Source organism: Thioalkalivibrio sp. ALE30, from assembly GCF_000377465.1.
Taxonomy (GTDB): domain Bacteria; phylum Pseudomonadota; class Gammaproteobacteria; order Ectothiorhodospirales; family Ectothiorhodospiraceae; genus Thioalkalivibrio.
The window spans coordinates 147,079-164,045 of the sequence record NZ_KB898174.1 but is presented as its reverse complement, the minus strand read 5'-3'; the positions used below and the strand labels follow the sequence as shown (position 1 = coordinate 164,045).

Annotated in this window: 17 protein-coding genes; 11 read left to right on the top strand and 6 right to left on the bottom strand. The window is 65.1% G+C overall.

The window, feature by feature from the left end:
• Positions 1-107: 107 nt before the first annotated feature.
• Together D107_RS0111075 and msrA are read left to right on the top strand one after the other, a co-directional pair.
• Positions 108-1,268 carry a PQQ-dependent sugar dehydrogenase gene (locus D107_RS0111075; RefSeq protein WP_018881479.1) on the top strand — a complete coding sequence of 387 codons (1,161 nt, stop codon included), beginning with the start codon at positions 108-110 and terminating at the stop codon, positions 1,266-1,268.
• Positions 1,269-1,279: 11 nt separating this feature from the next.
• Positions 1,280-1,912: a peptide-methionine (S)-S-oxide reductase MsrA gene (gene msrA / locus D107_RS0111070; protein ID WP_018881478.1), complete on the top strand. Its 633-nt coding sequence runs from the start codon at positions 1,280-1,282 to the stop codon at positions 1,910-1,912.
• A gap of 250 nt (positions 1,913-2,162) precedes the next feature.
• On the opposite strand, the gene D107_RS0111065 is transcribed toward msrA, so the two are convergent.
• Together D107_RS0111065 and D107_RS0111060 are read right to left on the bottom strand one after the other, a co-directional pair.
• Complete coding sequence (locus D107_RS0111065) at positions 2,163-3,005, bottom strand: gamma-glutamyl-gamma-aminobutyrate hydrolase family protein (protein ID WP_018881477.1); 843 nt, start codon at positions 3,003-3,005, stop codon at positions 2,163-2,165.
• Positions 2,992-4,014 (bottom strand): amidoligase family protein, encoded by a 1,023-nt coding sequence (locus tag D107_RS0111060; RefSeq protein WP_018881476.1) that lies wholly within the window; start codon positions 4,012-4,014, stop codon positions 2,992-2,994. Before D107_RS0111060 ends, D107_RS0111065 begins: the two co-directional genes overlap by 14 nt.
• Before the next feature lie 73 nt (positions 4,015-4,087).
• On the opposite strand from D107_RS0111060, the gene folB reads away from it, so the two are divergent.
• The 6 genes from folB (at position 4,088) to fetB (ending at position 9,021) form a co-directional block, all read left to right on the top strand.
• Positions 4,088-4,447 carry a dihydroneopterin aldolase gene (gene folB, locus D107_RS0111055; RefSeq protein ID WP_018881475.1) on the top strand — a complete coding sequence of 120 codons (360 nt, stop codon included), beginning with the start codon at positions 4,088-4,090 and terminating at the stop codon, positions 4,445-4,447.
• 422 nt (positions 4,448-4,869) lie between these two features.
• Entirely contained in the window at positions 4,870-5,583 is a 714-nt protein-coding gene (locus D107_RS0111050; protein WP_026280805.1) for a TorF family putative porin, read from the top strand.
• Positions 5,584-5,649: 66 nt separating this feature from the next.
• A complete protein-coding gene (locus tag D107_RS0111045) occupies positions 5,650-5,988 on the top strand; it encodes a P-II family nitrogen regulator (protein WP_012981610.1) in 339 nt (112 codons plus the stop codon).
• Positions 5,989-6,023: 35 nt separating this feature from the next.
• Complete coding sequence (locus D107_RS0111040) at positions 6,024-7,277, top strand: ammonium transporter (protein ID WP_018881473.1); 1,254 nt, start codon at positions 6,024-6,026, stop codon at positions 7,275-7,277.
• A gap of 326 nt (positions 7,278-7,603) precedes the next feature.
• Positions 7,604-8,224, top strand: coding sequence for an ATP-binding cassette domain-containing protein (locus tag D107_RS0111035; RefSeq protein ID WP_018881472.1), 621 nt, complete (start codon positions 7,604-7,606; stop codon positions 8,222-8,224).
• The gene (gene fetB / locus D107_RS0111030) at positions 8,215-9,021 is read left to right on the top strand and encodes an iron export ABC transporter permease subunit FetB (protein ID WP_018881471.1); all 807 of its coding nucleotides are present in this window, start codon (positions 8,215-8,217) and stop codon (positions 9,019-9,021) included. The genes D107_RS0111035 and fetB overlap by 10 nt, the downstream gene beginning before the upstream one ends.
• Positions 9,022-9,121: 100 nt before the next feature.
• On the opposite strand, the gene speE is transcribed toward fetB, so the two are convergent.
• Positions 9,122-9,973: a polyamine aminopropyltransferase gene (gene speE / locus D107_RS0111025; RefSeq protein ID WP_018881470.1), complete on the bottom strand. Its 852-nt coding sequence runs from the start codon at positions 9,971-9,973 to the stop codon at positions 9,122-9,124.
• Between the two features lie 253 nt (positions 9,974-10,226).
• Here speE and speA point away from each other — a divergent pair, with 253 nt between their 5' ends.
• Together speA and D107_RS0111015 are read left to right on the top strand one after the other, a co-directional pair.
• Positions 10,227-12,131, top strand: a complete 1,905-nt coding sequence (speA, locus tag D107_RS0111020) for a biosynthetic arginine decarboxylase (RefSeq protein WP_018881469.1) — start codon at positions 10,227-10,229, stop codon at positions 12,129-12,131.
• Between the two features lie 5 nt (positions 12,132-12,136).
• A complete protein-coding gene (locus tag D107_RS0111015) occupies positions 12,137-12,385 on the top strand; it encodes a YcgL domain-containing protein (protein ID WP_018881468.1) in 249 nt (82 codons plus the stop codon).
• Between the two features lie 221 nt (positions 12,386-12,606).
• Here the strand turns inward: D107_RS0111015 and D107_RS0111010 are convergent, their stop codons facing one another.
• Positions 12,607-13,029 (bottom strand): PIN domain-containing protein, encoded by a 423-nt coding sequence (locus D107_RS0111010; protein ID WP_018881467.1) that lies wholly within the window; start codon positions 13,027-13,029, stop codon positions 12,607-12,609.
• On the bottom strand, positions 13,019-13,249 hold the full coding sequence (locus D107_RS0111005) for a hypothetical protein (protein WP_018881466.1): 231 nt from the start codon (positions 13,247-13,249) through the stop codon (positions 13,019-13,021). Before D107_RS0111005 ends, D107_RS0111010 begins: the two co-directional genes overlap by 11 nt.
• 290 nt (positions 13,250-13,539) lie before the next feature.
• Between D107_RS0111005 and typA the strand changes: the two genes are divergently transcribed.
• Positions 13,540-15,360 (top strand): translational GTPase TypA, encoded by a 1,821-nt coding sequence (gene typA, locus D107_RS0110995; protein WP_018881464.1) that lies wholly within the window; start codon positions 13,540-13,542, stop codon positions 15,358-15,360.
• A gap of 150 nt (positions 15,361-15,510) precedes the next feature.
• On the opposite strand, the gene D107_RS0110990 is transcribed toward typA, so the two are convergent.
• A complete protein-coding gene (locus D107_RS0110990; RefSeq protein ID WP_018881463.1) occupies positions 15,511-16,902 on the bottom strand; it encodes a hypothetical protein in 1,392 nt (463 codons plus the stop codon).
• Positions 16,903-16,967 lie beyond the last annotated feature (65 nt).

The window sequence follows — 16,967 nt, the reverse complement described above, 5'->3', positions numbered from 1 at the left end:
CGCGGCATCCCAAAGGGATATGAATGATGCACGGCTCCTGGCCGTGCCGCCCAAGTCTCCAGCGGTATCCCGCCCCGCAGGCATCGCATTTTCCAAGGAGGTGAACCATGCAGACGCGCACGATGAAGACGAGCCGCCTCACCCTGGCGCCCGTGCTGGCCGGTCTGGTGATGGCCTGTACCGGATCCTCCGGGGTCTCGGCCGAGGGGCTCGGTGCCGGGGAGCACGGCCTGCAAGCCAGTGTGCTGCATGAGGGACTTAATCACCCCTGGGCCATTGCGTTTTTGCCGGAGGGCGGGGCGCTGATCAGCGAGCGCCCGGGCACCCTGCGCTGGTTCGAGGACGCCGGGTCTTTCGACGGCCGGGGCGAGTTGGTGTCCGGTGTTCCGAGCGACCTGCAGGCGCGCAACCAGGGCGGCCTGCTGGACCTCGCGCTGCATCCCGACTTCGCCGAGAACCGCTGGCTGTACTTCACCTATTCCGCAGCCGTGGATGGCGGGCTCACCACACGCCTGGCGCGCGCACGTTTCCAGGACGGCGAACTCCAGGACGTGGAGACGCTGTTCACGGCCGAGCCGGGCGTGCGTGGGGGGCGCCACTTCGGCAGCCGCATCGTGTTCGATGACGCGGGCTACGTATATATCAGCGTGGGGGATCGTGGCCAGCGCGATCATGCCCAGGACACCTCGACCCATATCGGCAGCATCATCCGGCTGCATGATGACGGCCGCGTCCCGTACGACAATCCGCTGGTGGAAGATGCCGATGCCCGCCCCGAGATCTGGGCTTGGGGGGTGCGCAACCCGCAGGGCATGGTGATGGATCCCGAGACTGGCACCTTCTGGCAGAACGAGCACGGACCGCGCGGGGGCGACGAGGTGAACATCATCGAGCCCGGGCTGAACTACGGCTGGCCGGTCATTACCCACGGCCGGGAGTATGCCGGCGGGCAGGTCGGCGAAGGCCTGACCGAGAAGGAGGGGATGGAATCGCCCCTGCATCACTGGACGCCCTCCATCGCCCCTGCGGGTATGGCGATCCTCCGCGATCCCGCCTTTGCCGACTGGGACGGCGATCTGCTCGTGGGCGGCCTGGCACATCAGACCCTTCGCCGGCTGACCTTCGATGGGCGCGAGCTGGTCAACGAGAGCGAGGTGCTGCCGGATCTCGAACGCCGCGTGCGGGACGTGCGCGTCCATGACGGGGCCATCTATATCTTGACCGACCACAACCCGGGGGAGCTGATCCGGCTCGTCCCGGCCGACTGACGGAGCCGCCGATGTTCGCCTTTTCCGAGCCGCGCATGCCGACACCCGAACAGGCCCTGCCCGGGCGCGAGGAGCCAATGCCGGTCCCCGAGTGCCACATGGTCCTGGGGACGCCGCTGGCCCCGCCGAACCCCGAGGGCATGCAGGTGATCCATTTCGGCATGGGCTGTTTCTGGGGTGCCGAGCGGTTGTTCTGGCAGCAGGAGGGCGTGTACTCCACCAGCGTGGGCTACGGCGGCGGCTATACCCCGAACCCGACCTATCGCGAGGTCTGCAGCGGCCAGACCGGGCACACCGAACTGGTACGGGTGGTGTTCGACCCGCGGAAGGTTTCGCTGGACGCCCTGTTCCGTACCTTCTGGGAGGGGCACGACCCGACCCAGGGTATGCGCCAGGGCAACGATGTCGGCACCCAGTACCGCTCGGCAATCTACACCACCGACCCTGAGCAAACCGCGGCTGCCGAAGCCAGCCGCGAGCGTTTCCAGGCCGCGCTGGACGCCGCCGGGCGCGGGGCGATCACCACCGAGATCGCCGAGGGCCCGGCGCACTACTTCGCCGAGGACTACCACCAGCAGTACCTCGCCAAGGTCCCCAACGGCTACTGCGGCCTCGGCGGCCTGGCCGTGCCCTATCCCACCTGAGCCCACTTCGAAGGACGGGTTTCACCACGAAGCGCACGAAGGCACGAAGAAAGGCCAGGTCAAAAGCGATTCACAGGAAGGTTTTAAGACCGGAAGAAGGCTGATGCGACGGCCTCCAGCAGCACGTTGATATGGTGCCTTGAGCGACCGTCACGCACTCGACCCTTCACCTGCAAACCTTCTCTTCTTCCAGACTTCCTGTGAATCGGCTTTCTTCGTGCCTTCGTGGGCTTCGTGGTGAATCAGTCTTTTAGCCGTTTTGGGTGGCGGCTTGGACGAGGGCGCGGAACAGGCGCTGGTGGCGGCGTTTCTGTGGGAGGTATTCGGGGTGCCACTGCACGCCGATGCACCAGTCGTGTTCGGCCTCGATGGCCTGGACCACGCCGGTCGATTCGCGGCCGGCGATCTTGAGGTCCCACCCCAGGTCATTGACGGCGTGGTTGTGGAGCGCGTTCACGTGGAGCGTCGTGTCGCCCAGGATGTCGGCCAGAAGGCTGCGCGGGTCCAGCTCCACCGGCTTGACCGGCAGCAGGCTGCGGGCCTGCGGGGTTTCCACGTAGAACTCGGCCAGGTCGCGATGCAGGGTGCCGCCACGTACCACGTTGACCAGTTGCATCCCGCGGCAGATGCCGAGGATCGGGCGGTGCTCGTCCAGTGCGCGATGGATCAGGGCCTTCTCCAGCCGGTCGCGGTCGGTGTCCAGTACACCGCCATGGGACTGGAACAGCCGGCGCAGTAACCACAGGGCCGGGTAGAATAGATAGCCGATCAGGCGCTGCGACAGGCGTCGCTCCGCCTGCCGGATGGCAGCCGCATCCGGTCCCTCGGGGAGGGTCTCGCCGTAGAGCTCGGGATCCACATCCGCCCCGCCGCCCACCACCAGACCATCGAAGCGCCGGTGACCGCGCGGCTTGCCCGGGCGCAGCCGCAGCGGACGGCCGCCGGCGCGCCAGACCGCGAGCGCTGTAAACAGCCAGGCGGGCCCGCCGCCCTGGTCGGGTCCGGTAATGGCGATCACCGGGCGGCGTGGACGCGGCGGTGCGGTATCGGCCACGGTATCGGTGGTCGTGCGGTCGGGCTCAGAACCAGTCACGGAGGCGCTGGCTCCAGTCGTCGGCCCAGCGGCCCAGGGCCTGGCCGGGGCGTTCCAGATATTCCCGCGACAGGCGCTCCAGGCGTTCCGGGTCCGCCGCCAGGCGCTCGACCTCGACCCAGCCGTTGAACGGCCGCGCGAGGCTCCAGTCCGGGTCGTCGATCTCGCAGTTGGGCAGGCGGTAGTGGAAGGCCGGCCGCGGCTTGATCAGCTCGTGTTCCACCGGGGCCGCGTCGATCCTGCCGGGGTCCAGGTGGGCGAACAGCGGCAACAGGTCCAGCGGGCGGTTGCGGGTCGGGTTGTGCGCCAGGTAGGCGTCGATCAGGCCCTCCCGGTCGGGACGAAAGTCCGGGTCCAGCACGTAGCGTACAAACGGGCCGGGGAAAGACCGAATGTAGGGCGACAGGCGCCGCGCCAGGTCGATGGCGCCCGCCGCAGTGAGCACTTCCACCATCAGCAGGAAACTGCGCAGGATTGCCAGCAGCCACTCGGCATCGGTGCGGTGCACCTCGATATTGATCTGCAGCCCGAAGGCATAGAGAAACGAGCGTTCGGTACCCAGTGCGCCGGCCTGCTGCAGGGCGGCGCGCACCCGGTCCAGGCGGGGGAGGTCAGCCGCCGCGATCGGCGGCGCCACGATCTCGTGCGGTACCAGGCGGCCCGCGGCGTCCGCGAGCCAGCGCTCCAGCGCGGCCTCGTCCGAGTCGTCCAGCTCGATGCCCAGGCGCGCGAGGTGTTCGCGGTAGCCGCGGTCCTTCAGTACCCGGGCGTCCAGCTCCAGTTGGAAGTCGCCGACGTCCGTGTCGCGTACGTGGAAGACGAAGGCGCTGTCCGATTCGACGTGGCCCCCGAACTCGCCTTTCACGGTCTCGGCCATCGTCTCCAGCGACACCCCGGCCATCTCGATCTCCACGCCGATGCGTCGGGGCTCGCCATCCGGGTTGGCGGGCCAGGGGAGTTCGTGAAAGGGCTCGCTCATGCGCGTCTCGGAGTAATCGGGAGGCACCATGATAGCGGCTCGGTGTACCTCGTGCGGCCCGGGCAGTAGGATAGGCGCCGACTGACAGGAGCCCGCCGACCCCATGGATCGAATCTATCTGCGCGACCTCGAGATTGATGCCGTTGTTGGCGTCTATGACTGGGAACAGCGCATCCAGCGCCGCCTGCGATTCGATATCGAACTGGCGGCCGATACCCGCATCGCCGCCTACTCCGGCGAGATCGGCGACACCGTCGACTACGAGGCGGTAGCCAACGCCGTGCGTGCCATCGTCACGCGCGAACCGCATGCCTTGCTGGAATCCTTGGCCGAAGAGATCGCCGAGGCCCTGATGGCCCAGTTCGGCACGCCCTGGCTGCGCATCAAACTCGGCAAGCCCGGTGCCGTGCCCGGCGTGCGCGAGGTCGGCATCGAGATCGAACGCGGCAGCCTTACTTCGTAGACCCGTGCCGGCGACCAGGCGCTGCCCCGGGCGGTGCATCCCCACAGCCGTGCTGTGTAATCGCGGGTCGCGAGGCGACGTGGCGATCTGCAGGGCAAGGAGATGTTCATCGTACGTCCCGCATGGCCGCGTGTGCGTTGGTCGCGCCTGTCCCCGCCCCGATTTGCCTCTCCGACCCCGCCGCTTGCCGAAGGTCTGAACCTTCCGGAATCCCGGACATGGTTCACAGTCCTCGGTCTCCGCACGTTTTTGGTGCGTGTGCACTTTTAGTGCGCACCAAATAAAGGCAAAAGCCCGTGGTTGGGCCGCAACAGGTGTTGCGAAAAGCCGATTTTGCTCCCTTTTGGTACTTGGCACAGCCCGTGCAAGGACCGGGTGTCGACTACGCGACACTCGATTGACCAATCTGGGAGATGACCAACATGAAGAAGTTCACCCGTTCCGCGCTGGCCGCCGCTGTCCTCACCGTAGGCTCCACCGGTGGCGTCGCCTTTACCTCCACCGCCGCCGCGGAGCTGTCCGTGAACATCGGCGCGGTGTCCAATTACTACTTCCGTGGTTTTTCCGAAACCGACGACGGTGCTGCCATTCAGGGTGGTATCGATTTTGAGCACGACTCCGGCTTCTATGTCGGCACCTGGATGTCCAATGTCGATTTTGGTGATGACACCAGCTACGAGCTCGATCTTTACGCCGGCTTTGCCGATGAGTTCGCCAATGGGTTCGGCTACGACGTCGGTTACATCTATTACGCCTATCCGGATGCCCGAGACGATACCGGTTCCCTGAGTGCCGACTTCGGCGAGATCTATGGTGAGGTCAGCTTCGATACCGGCGTTGTGGGACTGTACGGCGGTATGGCCTACGTCGTTCACGACAGCGATGACTCGGCCCTGGAAGACGACGACATGTACTTCTACGCCGGCCTGGACGTCCCGTTCATGGACGTCTACAGCGCCGGCTTCTTGGTAGGTCGCACCCGCTTCGACGACTCCAGCCTGGACAACTACACCCACTACACCGCCAGCCTGACCCGTGATGCGGGCGACTGGGGCGAGTTCAGCTTCAATCTCGAGTATGTCGACGAGACCGACGAAGACCTGGGCGCCTGGGTGGGCTGGTCCAAGACCTTCTGATTCCGCATTACCGCCTAAAGCAACAGCGGGTCCGCCAGGTGGCGGGCCCGCCCACAGGAGTCTGACATGAAGATGATTACCGCCGTAATCAAGCCGTTCAAGCTTGATGATGTTCGCGAGGCGATCTCGGAGATCGGCGTACAAGGGATGACCATGACCGAAGTAAAGGGTTTTGGTCGCCAGCGCGGTCATACCGAGCTCTATCGCGGTGCCGAGTACGTGGTCGATTTTCTGCCCAAGGTGAAACTGGAAGTGGCTGTCGACGAGAACCTGGTCGATCAGGTGGTCGAGGCCATTTCCAAGTCTGCCAGCACGGGCAAGATCGGCGACGGCAAGATCTTTATCACACCGGTGGAGCAGGTCGTGCGTATTCGCACGGGCGAGACCGGCCCGGAAGCCCTTTAAGGCCTCCGTCTTCCATCGAATGAGGAATTTCAATCATGGAAATTGAACAGCAAGTTGTCGAACTCGCCTACGCAATGGACACCTTTTACTTCCTGGTGGCCGGCGCGCTGGTGATGTGGATGGCCGCGGGCTTTACCATGCTCGAGGCCGGGATGGTGCGCACCAAGAGTGTGGCCGAAATTGCAACCAAGAATATCGCCCTGTATTCGATCGCCAGCATCATGTACATGCTGATCGGCTATAACATCATGTACAGCGACGGCCTGAGCTCCATCATCCCGGGCCTGGGCTTCCTGATCTCGGGCGACAACGCGGTCGCGGACGTACTGGGTAGTGGTGGTGACATCTACTACTCCGATCGTGCCGACTTCTTCTTCCAGGTCGTGTTCGTGGCCACCGCGATGTCCATCGTCTCGGGGGCCGTGGCCGAGCGTATGAAGCTGTGGGCCTTCCTGGCCTTCGCGGTCGTCCTGACCGGCTTCATCTACCCGATCCAGGGCTTCTGGAGCTGGGGTGGCGGGATCCTCGACCAGATCGGCTATCTGGACTACGCCGGTTCCGGCATCGTCCACTTCACGGGTGCCGCTGCCGCGCTGGCCGGTGTGCTGCTCCTCGGGGCGCGCAAGGGCAAGTACGGCAAGGATGGCCAGATCAACGCGATCCCGGGTTCCAGCATGCCGCTGGCCACCCTGGGTGTGCTGATCCTGTGGCTGGGCTGGTTCGGCTTCAACGGTGGTTCCGAGCTGAAGGTCTCGGACATCGAGTCCGCCAATGCCGTGGCCGCCGTGTTCGCCAATACCAACCTGGCCGCGGCCGGGGGTGTGGTCGCCGCTCTGATCACCACCCGTCTGGTGTTCGGCAAGGCCGATCTGACCATGGCGCTGAACGGCGCGGTCGCGGGCCTGGTGTCCATCACCGCCGAGCCGCTGATGCCCAGCCCGTTCCTGGCGATGATCATCGGTGCCATCGGTGGCGTGATCGTGGTCTTCTCGATCGTCGCGCTGGACAAGCTGAAGATCGACGACCCGGTCGGCGCGATCTCCGCGCACGGTACCGCCGGTATCTGGGGTGTGATGGCGGTCCTGCTGTCCAACCCGGACGCGACCTTCTTCGGCCAGATCGTGGGCCTGCTTGCCATCTTCGCCTTCGTCTTCGTGGCCAGCCTGATCGTCTGGGCCATCCTCAAGGCGGTGATGGGTATCCGCCTGAGCGAAGAGGACGAGGATGTGGGCGCCGACATCGCCGAGTGCGGTCTCGAGGCCTACCCGGAGTTCACCGGGAAGCAATAAACCCTCGTTAACCTGAACCGGGGTCGGGCCACAGGCCCGGCCCCGACATCGTCTCCTCCGACGCCGACAAGACAGTCTCCCAGGACTTGGATGTTGGCCTTTGGGCGCCCCTCTCCGGGCGCCCTTTTTTTGTTTCCCGAGCTGTGGGAGCGGGCTCGCCCGCGAAGCCCCTGCCTGAGCCCGATAGTGCGATCGACATCCGCCGAGGCAACCCGTCACGGCGGAGCGTTCGTCTCGAAGCAAGCAGCGCCTGCCCGTCCGGCCATTCATCCCGCCGCCCCGGCTTCGGTTACGATCGCCATTTCGCCGGACCGGAACCCTGTCGCATGGATCGCCTGCTGGACGTTCGCCAACTGAAAACCGCCCACCTCGGCCCGCTGGATCTGGCGCTTCAGCCCGGGGAGCTGGTGCAGGTCACGGGCGCCTCCGGTTCCGGAAAATCCCTGCTGCTGCGGGCCCTGGCCGACCTTGACCCCAATACGGGGGAGGTGATGCTGAACGGGGAACCGCGGGACGCCATGGCGCCGGTCGGCTGGCGCCGGCGCGTGGCGTACGTACCGGCGGAGACCGCCTGGTGGGGCGAGCGCGTGGACGAGCACCTGCCAGTGGACTTCGCGCGCGCGGCGGCCCTGCACCTGCTGGAGCAGGTCGCGTTGCCGGAGGCCTCTCTAGGCTGGGAGGTTGAGCGCCTCTCCAGCGGCGAGAAGCAGCGCCTGGGGCTGGTGCGCGCGCTGCTGAACCAGCCGCGTGTTCTCTTGCTGGACGAGCCCACCGCCAATCTGGATCTGGAAAACACCAAGCGCATCGAACGCGCGGTACGGGGGTATCTCGCCGAGGAAGACGCGGCAGCGCTTTGGGTCAGTCACGACACCCTGCAGCGTCAGCGCCTGGGCGGCCGCATCCTGACCATCGCCAACGGCAAGCTGGAGGTGAACGCGTGGAACTGATCTCGCTTTCCGCGCTGGACCTGTCGCTGGCGGCCTTGCTGGTCGTCGCGCTGGCAGGGCTGACCGTCTGGGCACGTATGGGGCTGGGGCGCAGCCTGTTGATCGCCGGGGCGCGCACCGTGATCCAGCTGCTGCTGGTCGGGCTGATCCTGCAGACGCTGTTCGATCACGCCCAGCTCGGCTGGGTGGCGCTGATGGCCGTGGTTATGCTGGCGGTGGCCGGCTACGAGGTGATGGCGCGCCAGCAGCGCCGTTTCGCCGGGCTGTGGGGCTACGGCATTGGTGCCGTGACCATGTTCATCTCGGCGTTCGCGGTCACCGTGCTGGCGCTGACCACCATGGTCGGCCCGACCCCCTGGTGGGAGCCGCAGTACGCGATCCCGCTGCTGGGCATGCTGCTCGGCAACACCATGACCGGCATTGCGTTGGGGCTGGACCGCCTGACGCAGACCGTCTGGCGCGAGCGCCGCACCATCGAGGGCCGGCTGGCGATGGGGGCCTCCTGGAGCGAGGCGGTCACGACCATGCGCCGCGAGGCCGCGCGCTCCGGCCTGATGCCGACCATCAACGCCATGGCCGCCGCCGGCATCGTCAGCCTGCCGGGCATGATGACCGGCCAGATCCTGGCCGGCGCCCCGCCAGTGGAGGCCGTGAAGTACCAGATCCTGATCATGTTCCTGATCACCGCCGGTACCGGCTTCGGCACCCTGGGTGCGGTCTGGTTCGCCTCCCGCCGCCTGTTCGACACCCGCGAACGCCTGCGCCTCGACCGCCTCAAGGCCGGCCGCCACACCTAGTCACGAGCTCAATGCAGCCTACGGCGTGTGTGGCGCCCGTCATCGCGAGGCGCGCAGCGCCGTGGCGATCTCCGTGGGTGGCCCCGTCGCTGGCGCGCGATCAGGCGAACAGCTTGCGACGGAAGAACTCCGGGGTGGCACCAGCGGCGCGGTGGATCGCGGCGTTGTAGTAGTGCGTGATAAACGGCAGCTCTTCGGCGGCCTCTTCGCGCAGGAAGGACACCGGGCAGTCCTTCGCGGCGATGGTGCAGGTCCACCAGCCGGAGGGGTAGGTGGCCTGCGGGAAGTGCAGGGTCAGGGCGTCGATGAAGTTCGCCGCGCGCAGGCTGTCGTGCATCGGGCGGATGATGCTGTCGGTGTGCAGTAGCGGCGATTCGCTTTGCTGCACCAGCAGGCCATCCGCGCCCAGGGCCTTCACGCAGTCCTTGTAGAATGGGGTGGAGAACAGGCCTTCGGCCGGGCCGACCGGGTCGGTGGAGTCGACGATGATCACGTCGATGGAGCCGGGGGCGGCGTCCTTCAGGTACTGCACGCCGTCGTCGAACAGCAGTTCGGCGCGCGGGTCGTTGTTGGCGTCGCACAGCTCCGGGAAGTACTGCTCGGACAGGCGGGTGACGCGCTCGTCGATATCCACCTGCACGGCGCGCTCGACCTCGTCGTGCTTGAGGACCTCGCGCAGGGTGCCGCAGTCGCCGCCGCCGATGATCACCACGTTCTTCGGGGCGCTGTGCGAGTACAGCACCGGGTGCGACATCATCTCGTGGTAGATGAAGTTGTCGCGGCCGGTCAGCATCACGCAGTCGTCGATGACCATCAGGTTGCCGAAGGCCTCGGTCTCGTAGATCTCGATCTTCTGGTACGGGGTCTGTTCCTCGTGCAGCTTCTGCTTGATGCGCAGGGACAGCGCCATGTCTTCGTGCGGTTCGCTGAACCAGTTGTTGTCGAGTGCCATTAGGCGGCTCCCCTTGCCGGTGCGGTGGACGGTATGATGCGCCGCTATGATAGTGCCCTGTATCCTGCGGGCAACTCTGTTCTTCTCGTCATTGCGAGGAGCCGTAGGCGACGACGTAATCTCCTGAATGAGGGCAATGCGCCTGGTTGCCCTGATCGCCCCTGGTGTTCGGGGGGATGATGAAGGCGATTGCCACGTCGCTTCGCTCCTCGCAATGACGGGACTTTCCTAGCTTTTGAAATCCGGGAACACCATGACCGTCACGCCCTGGAATCTGGACGAGGCCCGCGCCACCTACGGGATCGATCACTGGAACGGTGGCTTCTTCGAGGTGAACGCCGCGGGCAATGTGGCGATGCGCCGCGCGGACTGGCCGGATCACCCCGGCGTGGACCTGTACGAGCTGGCGGGCCGCCTGCGCGAGGAGCATGTGGGCCCGCCGGTGCTGGTGCGGTTCCAGGACGTGCTGGACGGCCGGGTGCGCCGCCTGGCGCGGGCCTTCGACACCGCCGCGCGCGAGCTGGAGTACGAAGGCGCGTTCACCGCCATCTACCCGATCAAGGTCAACCAGCAGCGCAGCGTGGTGGACCAGATCCTGGCGGCCGGCGATCAGCCGGATGCCGAGGGGCTGACCCCGCGGGTGGGGCTGGAGGCCGGCTCCAAGCCCGAACTGATGGCCGTACTGGCGCAGTCGCGGCCGGGTGCGGCGATCATCTGCAATGGCTACAAGGACCGCGAATACGTGCGCCTGGCGCTGATCGGGCGCCAGCTCGGGCAACGCGTGTACATCGTGATCGAGAAGCCTTCCGAGCTGGAGGAGGTGATCCGCCAGGCCGAGGCCATGCAGGTCGAGCCGCTGCTGGGCCTGCGCGTGCGCCTGGCCTCGATCGGCAAGGGCAAGTGGCAGAACACCGGCGGCGAGAAGGCCAAGTTCGGCCTGTCCGCGGCGGACGTGCTGGGCATCCTCGAGCGCCTGCGCGGCCTTGGCTGGCTGGACCGGCTGCAACTGCTGCACTTCCACATGGGTTCGCAGATCGCGAACATCCGCGACATCCAGAACGGCATGGGCGAGGCAGCCAGCTACTTCGCCGCGCTGACCGAGGCCGGTGCGGCCCTGCGGGTGGTGGATGTCGGCGGCGGGCTGGGGATCGACTACGAGGGCTCGCGTTCGCGCAACGAGTGCTCCATCAACTATTCGGTGGAGGAGTACGCGCTGAACATCCTGCGCCCGCTCAAGCGCATCTGCGAGGAGCAGGGCCTGGCCATGCCCGAGGTTTTCAGCGAGTCCGGTCGCGCCCTGACCGCGCACCACGCAGTGCTGATCACCAACGTGATCGACTGCGAGCCGGCCCCGGGTGATGGCGACGTCCCGCCCGCAGAGAATGGCGAGCTGGCCGAGATTGCCGCCATGCGCGCCCTGCTGGAGGATGGCGAGCGTCCGGCCTCCGAGATCTATCACGATGCCGCCTATGGCCTGGCCGAGGTGCAGGCGCGCTTTGCCCGCGGGATGCTGTCGCTGGCCGAACGCGCCCGCGCCGAGGGAATCTACTTTGCCCTGTGCCAGCGCCTGCTGGCGCGGCCGGAGTCCCTGCCGGCGGAGATCCACGCGGAGCTGATCGACAAGCTGGCGGACAAGGTCTTCTGCAACTTCTCGGTGTTCCAGTCGATCCCGGACACCTGGGCGATCAACCAGATCTTCCCGATCATGCCGCTGCACCGGCTGGACGAGCGGCCGACCCGGCGCGCGGTACTGCAGGACCTGACCTGCGATTCCGACGGCCACATCGAGCACTACGTAGAGCGCGAGGGCACGCACACCACGCTTGCCCTGCACCCGTGGAACGACCGCGAGCCGTACTACCTCGGCATCTTCCTGGTCGGCGCCTACCAGGAGATCCTGGGCGACCTGCACAACCTGTTCGGCGACACCGACACCGTGAACGTGGAGCTACTGCCGGAGGGTGGCTACCGGCTGGTCGACCCGGAACGTGGCGACACCGTCGACGAATTGCTGTCCTACGTGCACTTTGCCCCGGATGACCTGCGCCGCACCTTCCGCGCCAAGATCGACGCCGCCGGCCTGCGTGGCGAGGCCGCGGGGCGGCTGCTGGCCGAGCTGGAACAGGGCCTGACCGGCTACACCTATCTCGAGGACTGAACCCCATGCAGTGCTATGTCTACCGCGCGACCCGGCGCGCCGATACCTATGTCTACTTCCCGGAGAAGGACGATTTCTCCGACCTGCCCGAAGGCGTGATGCGCGCCCTCGGCAACCTGGAGTTCGCACTGGAGTTCGATCTGACACCCGAGCGCACCCTGGCCCAGGAAGATCCACAAAAGGTCCTCGCTAACCTCAAGGAGCAGGGCTTTCACCTCCAGTTCCCGCCCCCGGAAGACGAATCCAGGCCCTGATTCTCTGCGCGGCCGCCCGAACATGGCGCCGCTACACTTCCAGAACCGGCACCCTCTCGGCCATCCCGGAAACCGCGAAGCGGTTATCCGGGGCCGCGCGCGCCGGGCGGGGCCAAACCTTGAGGTATATGTCCGACGCGAGAGATCTCGGCTTTTCGCTGCGCTGGGGCCGGCATGAACGGGCTGATGCTCAGGCCGGAAACGCGTCCGGGCCGGACTATTTAATGCAGGAAGGGATTTTCGACGCGGATGCCTTCGATAACCTGGGAATGGTTCAGGTCTTCCGATAGGAGAGTCGTCGCACCCCCCTGCAAAGCGGTCGCCACGATCATCGCGTCCCAGAAGGAGAGGCGGTTTCGCTCCTGGATCTCGGAGGCCCGCAGGACGGCCTCTGTATCCGGGCACTCCACTTGCCAGGCCCGGTAGGCCTCGATCAACCGGCGCGCCTCGGCGGGCGGGAGAGGGTCCGCGATCTTGCGAGTCACGTTGACGTAGAACTCCTGTAACACCTGGATGCTGATGACCGCCCCACCCGTATCCCAAAGCTGGCGGATGGCTTGTACGGCGCGCCGGTTCCGGTCGCCCGCATCCAGGTCGTACGCGTAGAGCAGGACGTTGGTATCGACGAAGACCTTATCGCTCATGCAGCGTGTCCCGATCCGGGCGTTCGCCGCCGAAGTGGTAGCCCTTGTCCAGGGCGGCCAGGGCCTCGCGCTTGGAGCGCTCATACCGTTCGGATCGTTCCACGATGTGTTCCAGTTCCTCCGTCAGCAATCGGCTGACGGAAGTCGAACGACGGGCCGCGATGACCTTCAATTCGGTCAGTACCTGCTTGTCGAGGGACAGGGTGATGTTCTGTTTCATGCTGAAGCCTCTAAGTTCACGTAAAAACGTGTAGCACGAAATTTCAGTGCTTTCAACGGAGACCAGTGTGTTGTCAGCGATCGGTTCGAAGGGGTGCCAGAGCGGCTTGACTACAAGACGCAGGCGGCCACCATCTCCGAGGCAGCGTGGCTTCGGCAGGGGGAAGTTGAGTTGGGCCGGCGGCGCGGGGCGGTGACGGAGCCTGCGCACAAAACGTGGAAGTCGCAGCGCGGTCACGCATAAGTCTGTATAGTGTCTGCCCTTTTGCCAGTATCCAGAGTTTGTATTCCATGACCGAGAAGCTTCGCAACATCGCCATCATCGCCCACGTTGATCATGGCAAGACCACGCTGGTCGACCAGCTCCTGCGCCAGTCCGGCACCCTCGACAAGCGTGGCGATCACGGCGAGCGGATCATGGACTCCAACGCCATCGAGAAGGAACGCGGGATCACCATCCTGGCCAAGAACACGGCCATCGAGTGGCAGGACTACCGCATCAACATCGTCGACACCCCCGGACACGCCGACTTCGGTGGCGAGGTCGAGCGCGTGCTGTCGATGGTCGACTCGGTGCTGCTGCTGGTGGACGCGGTGGATGGCCCGATGCCGCAGACCCGCTTCGTTACCCAGAAGGCCTTCGCGATGGGCTTCAAGCCGATCGTCGTGGTCAACAAGGTTGACCGTCCCGGCGCGCGCCCCGACTGGGCCGTGGACCAGGTGTTCGACCTGTTCGACCGCCTCGGCGCCACCGACGAGCAGCTCGACTTCCCTATTGTGTTCGCCTCCGCGCTGAACGGCTTTGCCGGGCTGGACTCCAGCGTCACCGAGGGCGACATGACCTGCCTGCTGGAGACCATTGTCGAGCATGTCGCGCCGCCGAACGTGGACGCGGATGGCCCGTTCCAGATGCAGGTCTCCTCGCTGGACTACAACTCCTACCAGGGCCTGATCGGCATCGGCCGCGTGAAACGCGGGCGCATCAAGCCGAACACTCCGGTCAAGGTGGTGGACCGCGAAGGCGGCGTGCGCAACGGCCGCATGCTGCAGATCATGGGCTTCCACGGCCTGGAGCGGGTGGAGGTTCAGGAGGCCCGGGCGGGCGACATCATCACCTTCACCGGGATGGACAAGCTGTTTATCTCCGACACCCTGTGCGATCCGAACCACGTTGAGGCGATGGAGCCGCTGACCGTCGACGAGCCGACCGTCAGCATGACCTTCCAGGTGAATACTTCGCCGTTCGCCGGGCGCGAGGGCAAGTACGTCACCTCGCGCGTGCTGCGCGACCGCCTGCAGGAAGAACTCAAGCACAACGTCGCCCTGCGCGTGGAAGAGGGCGAGGACCCGGACAAGTTCAAGGTCTCCGGCCGTGGCGAACTGCACCTGGGCATCCTGATCGAGAACATGCGTCGCGAGGGCTACGAGCTGGCCGTCGCGCGCCCCGAGGTGGTCATCAAGGAAGTCGACGGCGTGAAGCAGGAGCCGTACGAGTCGGTCACCGTGGACGTCGAGGAGCAGCACCAGGGCACGGTCATGGAGAAACTCGGCGAGCGCCGAGGCGAGATGACCAACATGGTTCCGGACGGCAAGGGCCGCGTGCGCCTGGACTTCATCGTCCCGTCGCGCGGCCTGATCGGCTTCCAGACCGAGTTCATGACCGCCACTTCCGGTACCGGCATCCTGCACCATATCTTCGACCACTACGGCCCGTATCAGTCCGGGGCGGTGGCCTCGCGCCAGAATGGCGTGCTGATCGCCAACGCCGCCGGCAAGGCCCTGGGCTTTGCCCTGTTCAACCTGCAGGACCGTGGCAAGCTGTTCATCGGCCCCGGCGAGGAGGTCTACGAAGGCATGGTGATCGGCCTGCACTCGCGCGAGAACGACCTGGTGGTGAACGCGCTCAAAGCCAAGCAGCTCACCAACATCCGTGCTGCCGGGACCGACGAGAACATCCAGCTGACCCCGCCAATCCGCATGACGCTGGAGCAGGCCATCGAGTTCATCGACGACGACGAACTGGTCGAGGTGACCCCGGAAAACCTGCGTATCCGCAAGAAGTTCCTGCTCGAGCACGAACGCAAGAAGGCCTCCCGCGCCGCCTCGGCGTAAGGCCGACGCCAACGCCCCGCCAGTGGGCAAGGCAAAAAGAAGCGCCCGGACGGATCATCCGCCGGGCGTTTTTTTGTGTGTGTATTTGCCAGCGTGCGTCTTGCAGAGCACGTGGAGGTGGCAATCTCTGACCTTCCAACTTCCCTTGCTCTATTGGCTAAATCCAGGGCAGGTTACATCATTTTGATCGCACCACAGACGGTAGAATTCCCCTGCGTTATCGGCAAGGGGTTCTCCGTCTGTCGCGGTATCCCAGTCCAAGGACTCGGCAATTTCCTCGTTCGCGTCCCGGAGTGCGGATTTCGCTTGTGCGGGCGTGCGTTGCCCGGTGATTCGCGCAAAAACAAAATGCTGTCCAAAATCGACGAGCTTATTATTCTCGTTGTTGAAGTAGTCCGCGTAATCCGCGTTCGGTCCACCCGCGCCACCCCGTGTAACCATTTCGGGAGGGACGCTGTCGCTGGCGTCGAACTCTGGCGGTAGCCACGTGGGGCGGTTACCGTTGACGGAGTCGCGCTCGACGAGCGCCTGTACCAGCGGGTGGGTCATCCCCAATTCTGCCCGTTGCCATATGCCGCTGCCCCGGAAGGCCCGGCGAATCGATACGGACGGTTCGGTGATCAGGGGTTCATTGGCGCCAGCATTATCCAAGTCAAATTCCGGGTCGCCCACCGCGATTGCGCCATCTTGGTCAGATACGTCGATCTGAGAATCACGAACGGCAATATTGCCGAACCAGCCACGGCCCACGTAGCACCGATAAAAGAACGATTCGGGTTCGAATTCAGGGATGTTGTTATTTACGCAGTAGCCGGAATCCGAGACGCGAGCGCGAAGTGTATTGAACTGGTTGCTGCTTGAGAGGCGAACGACCAATCCCGAAATGGTGCTGAATCCAAGAGAAAGGTCGGTTTCGAGAAGAACCGTCTCAGTGCCGTCCGAATCAATGCGGACCAGTTGGCGACGGTCATCATCTGCGCGCATCTCCATCCGTCCAAATCCCCGGTCATCCGGCAGCTCGGCGAGGTCCGTTGCGTCTGCTGGGTCGATCGGGTCCCCGCCAGTGCGCGCGTCGCCGGAGGGTGATGCGATGTTCTGGCCCCCGGGGAGGCGTCCCCGTGCCTGGTTCAGGCTCAGAAGGGGGTCGGTCCAATAGAGGATGCTCGCGACCCGAACGCTCTGTTCTTCATCACGAGCATTGTCCCAGAGCGCAGTCAGCTCGATTGTGGTCGTGCCATCAAGCGAATTGATGGTGCCTTCATCAAGCTCAAAACGAAAACTGGCGTTCGTACCCGTGAAGTCTTCGGTCAATGCATCCTTGGCAAGATCAAAATCGGTCTCCGTCAGAGAGTCGCGCATGTTGTCGATGCGGGACTCCATGACCTGCACGGCTTCCGCCCGGGCTTTGGAGTCTGCCGTCGAGACCATCAGGTCCCCGTACAACTTCGAGAGTGCGAGTATTCCGAGGCCAATTACCGCCAGGGCGATCAGTGCCTCGATCAATGTGATGCCGAGCGTGCGTTTCTTGGAGTGAGAAAACATCGCTGAACCTCTGTATGCCGGTCGGGGCCGCCCTGTCGCTGGATCTTGGCGGAAGGTGGCGTTCG

Coding starts and splice junctions, on each gene's coding strand:
- msrA (WP_018881478.1), top strand. CDS start 1,280: ATGTTCGCCTTTTCCGAGCCGCGCATGCCGACACCCGAACAGGCCCTG.
- D107_RS0111005 (WP_018881466.1), bottom strand. CDS start 13,249: ATGAAACAGAACATCACCCTGTCCCTCGACAAGCAGGTACTGACCGAA.
- D107_RS0111010 (WP_018881467.1), bottom strand. CDS start 13,029: ATGAGCGATAAGGTCTTCGTCGATACCAACGTCCTGCTCTACGCGTAC.
- D107_RS0110990 (WP_018881463.1), bottom strand. CDS start 16,902: ATGTTTTCTCACTCCAAGAAACGCACGCTCGGCATCACATTGATCGAG.
- D107_RS0111045 (WP_012981610.1), top strand. CDS start 5,650: ATGAAGATGATTACCGCCGTAATCAAGCCGTTCAAGCTTGATGATGTT.
- D107_RS0111060 (WP_018881476.1), bottom strand. CDS start 4,014: ATGGTGCCTCCCGATTACTCCGAGACGCGCATGAGCGAGCCCTTTCAC.
- folB (WP_018881475.1), top strand. CDS start 4,088: ATGGATCGAATCTATCTGCGCGACCTCGAGATTGATGCCGTTGTTGGC.
- D107_RS0111015 (WP_018881468.1), top strand. CDS start 12,137: ATGCAGTGCTATGTCTACCGCGCGACCCGGCGCGCCGATACCTATGTC.
- speA (WP_018881469.1), top strand. CDS start 10,227: ATGACCGTCACGCCCTGGAATCTGGACGAGGCCCGCGCCACCTACGGG.
- D107_RS0111075 (WP_018881479.1), top strand. CDS start 108: ATGCAGACGCGCACGATGAAGACGAGCCGCCTCACCCTGGCGCCCGTG.
- speE (WP_018881470.1), bottom strand. CDS start 9,973: ATGGCACTCGACAACAACTGGTTCAGCGAACCGCACGAAGACATGGCG.
- D107_RS0111050 (WP_026280805.1), top strand. CDS start 4,870: ATGAAGAAGTTCACCCGTTCCGCGCTGGCCGCCGCTGTCCTCACCGTA.
- D107_RS0111035 (WP_018881472.1), top strand. CDS start 7,604: ATGGATCGCCTGCTGGACGTTCGCCAACTGAAAACCGCCCACCTCGGC.
- typA (WP_018881464.1), top strand. CDS start 13,540: ATGACCGAGAAGCTTCGCAACATCGCCATCATCGCCCACGTTGATCAT.
- D107_RS0111040 (WP_018881473.1), top strand. CDS start 6,024: ATGGAAATTGAACAGCAAGTTGTCGAACTCGCCTACGCAATGGACACC.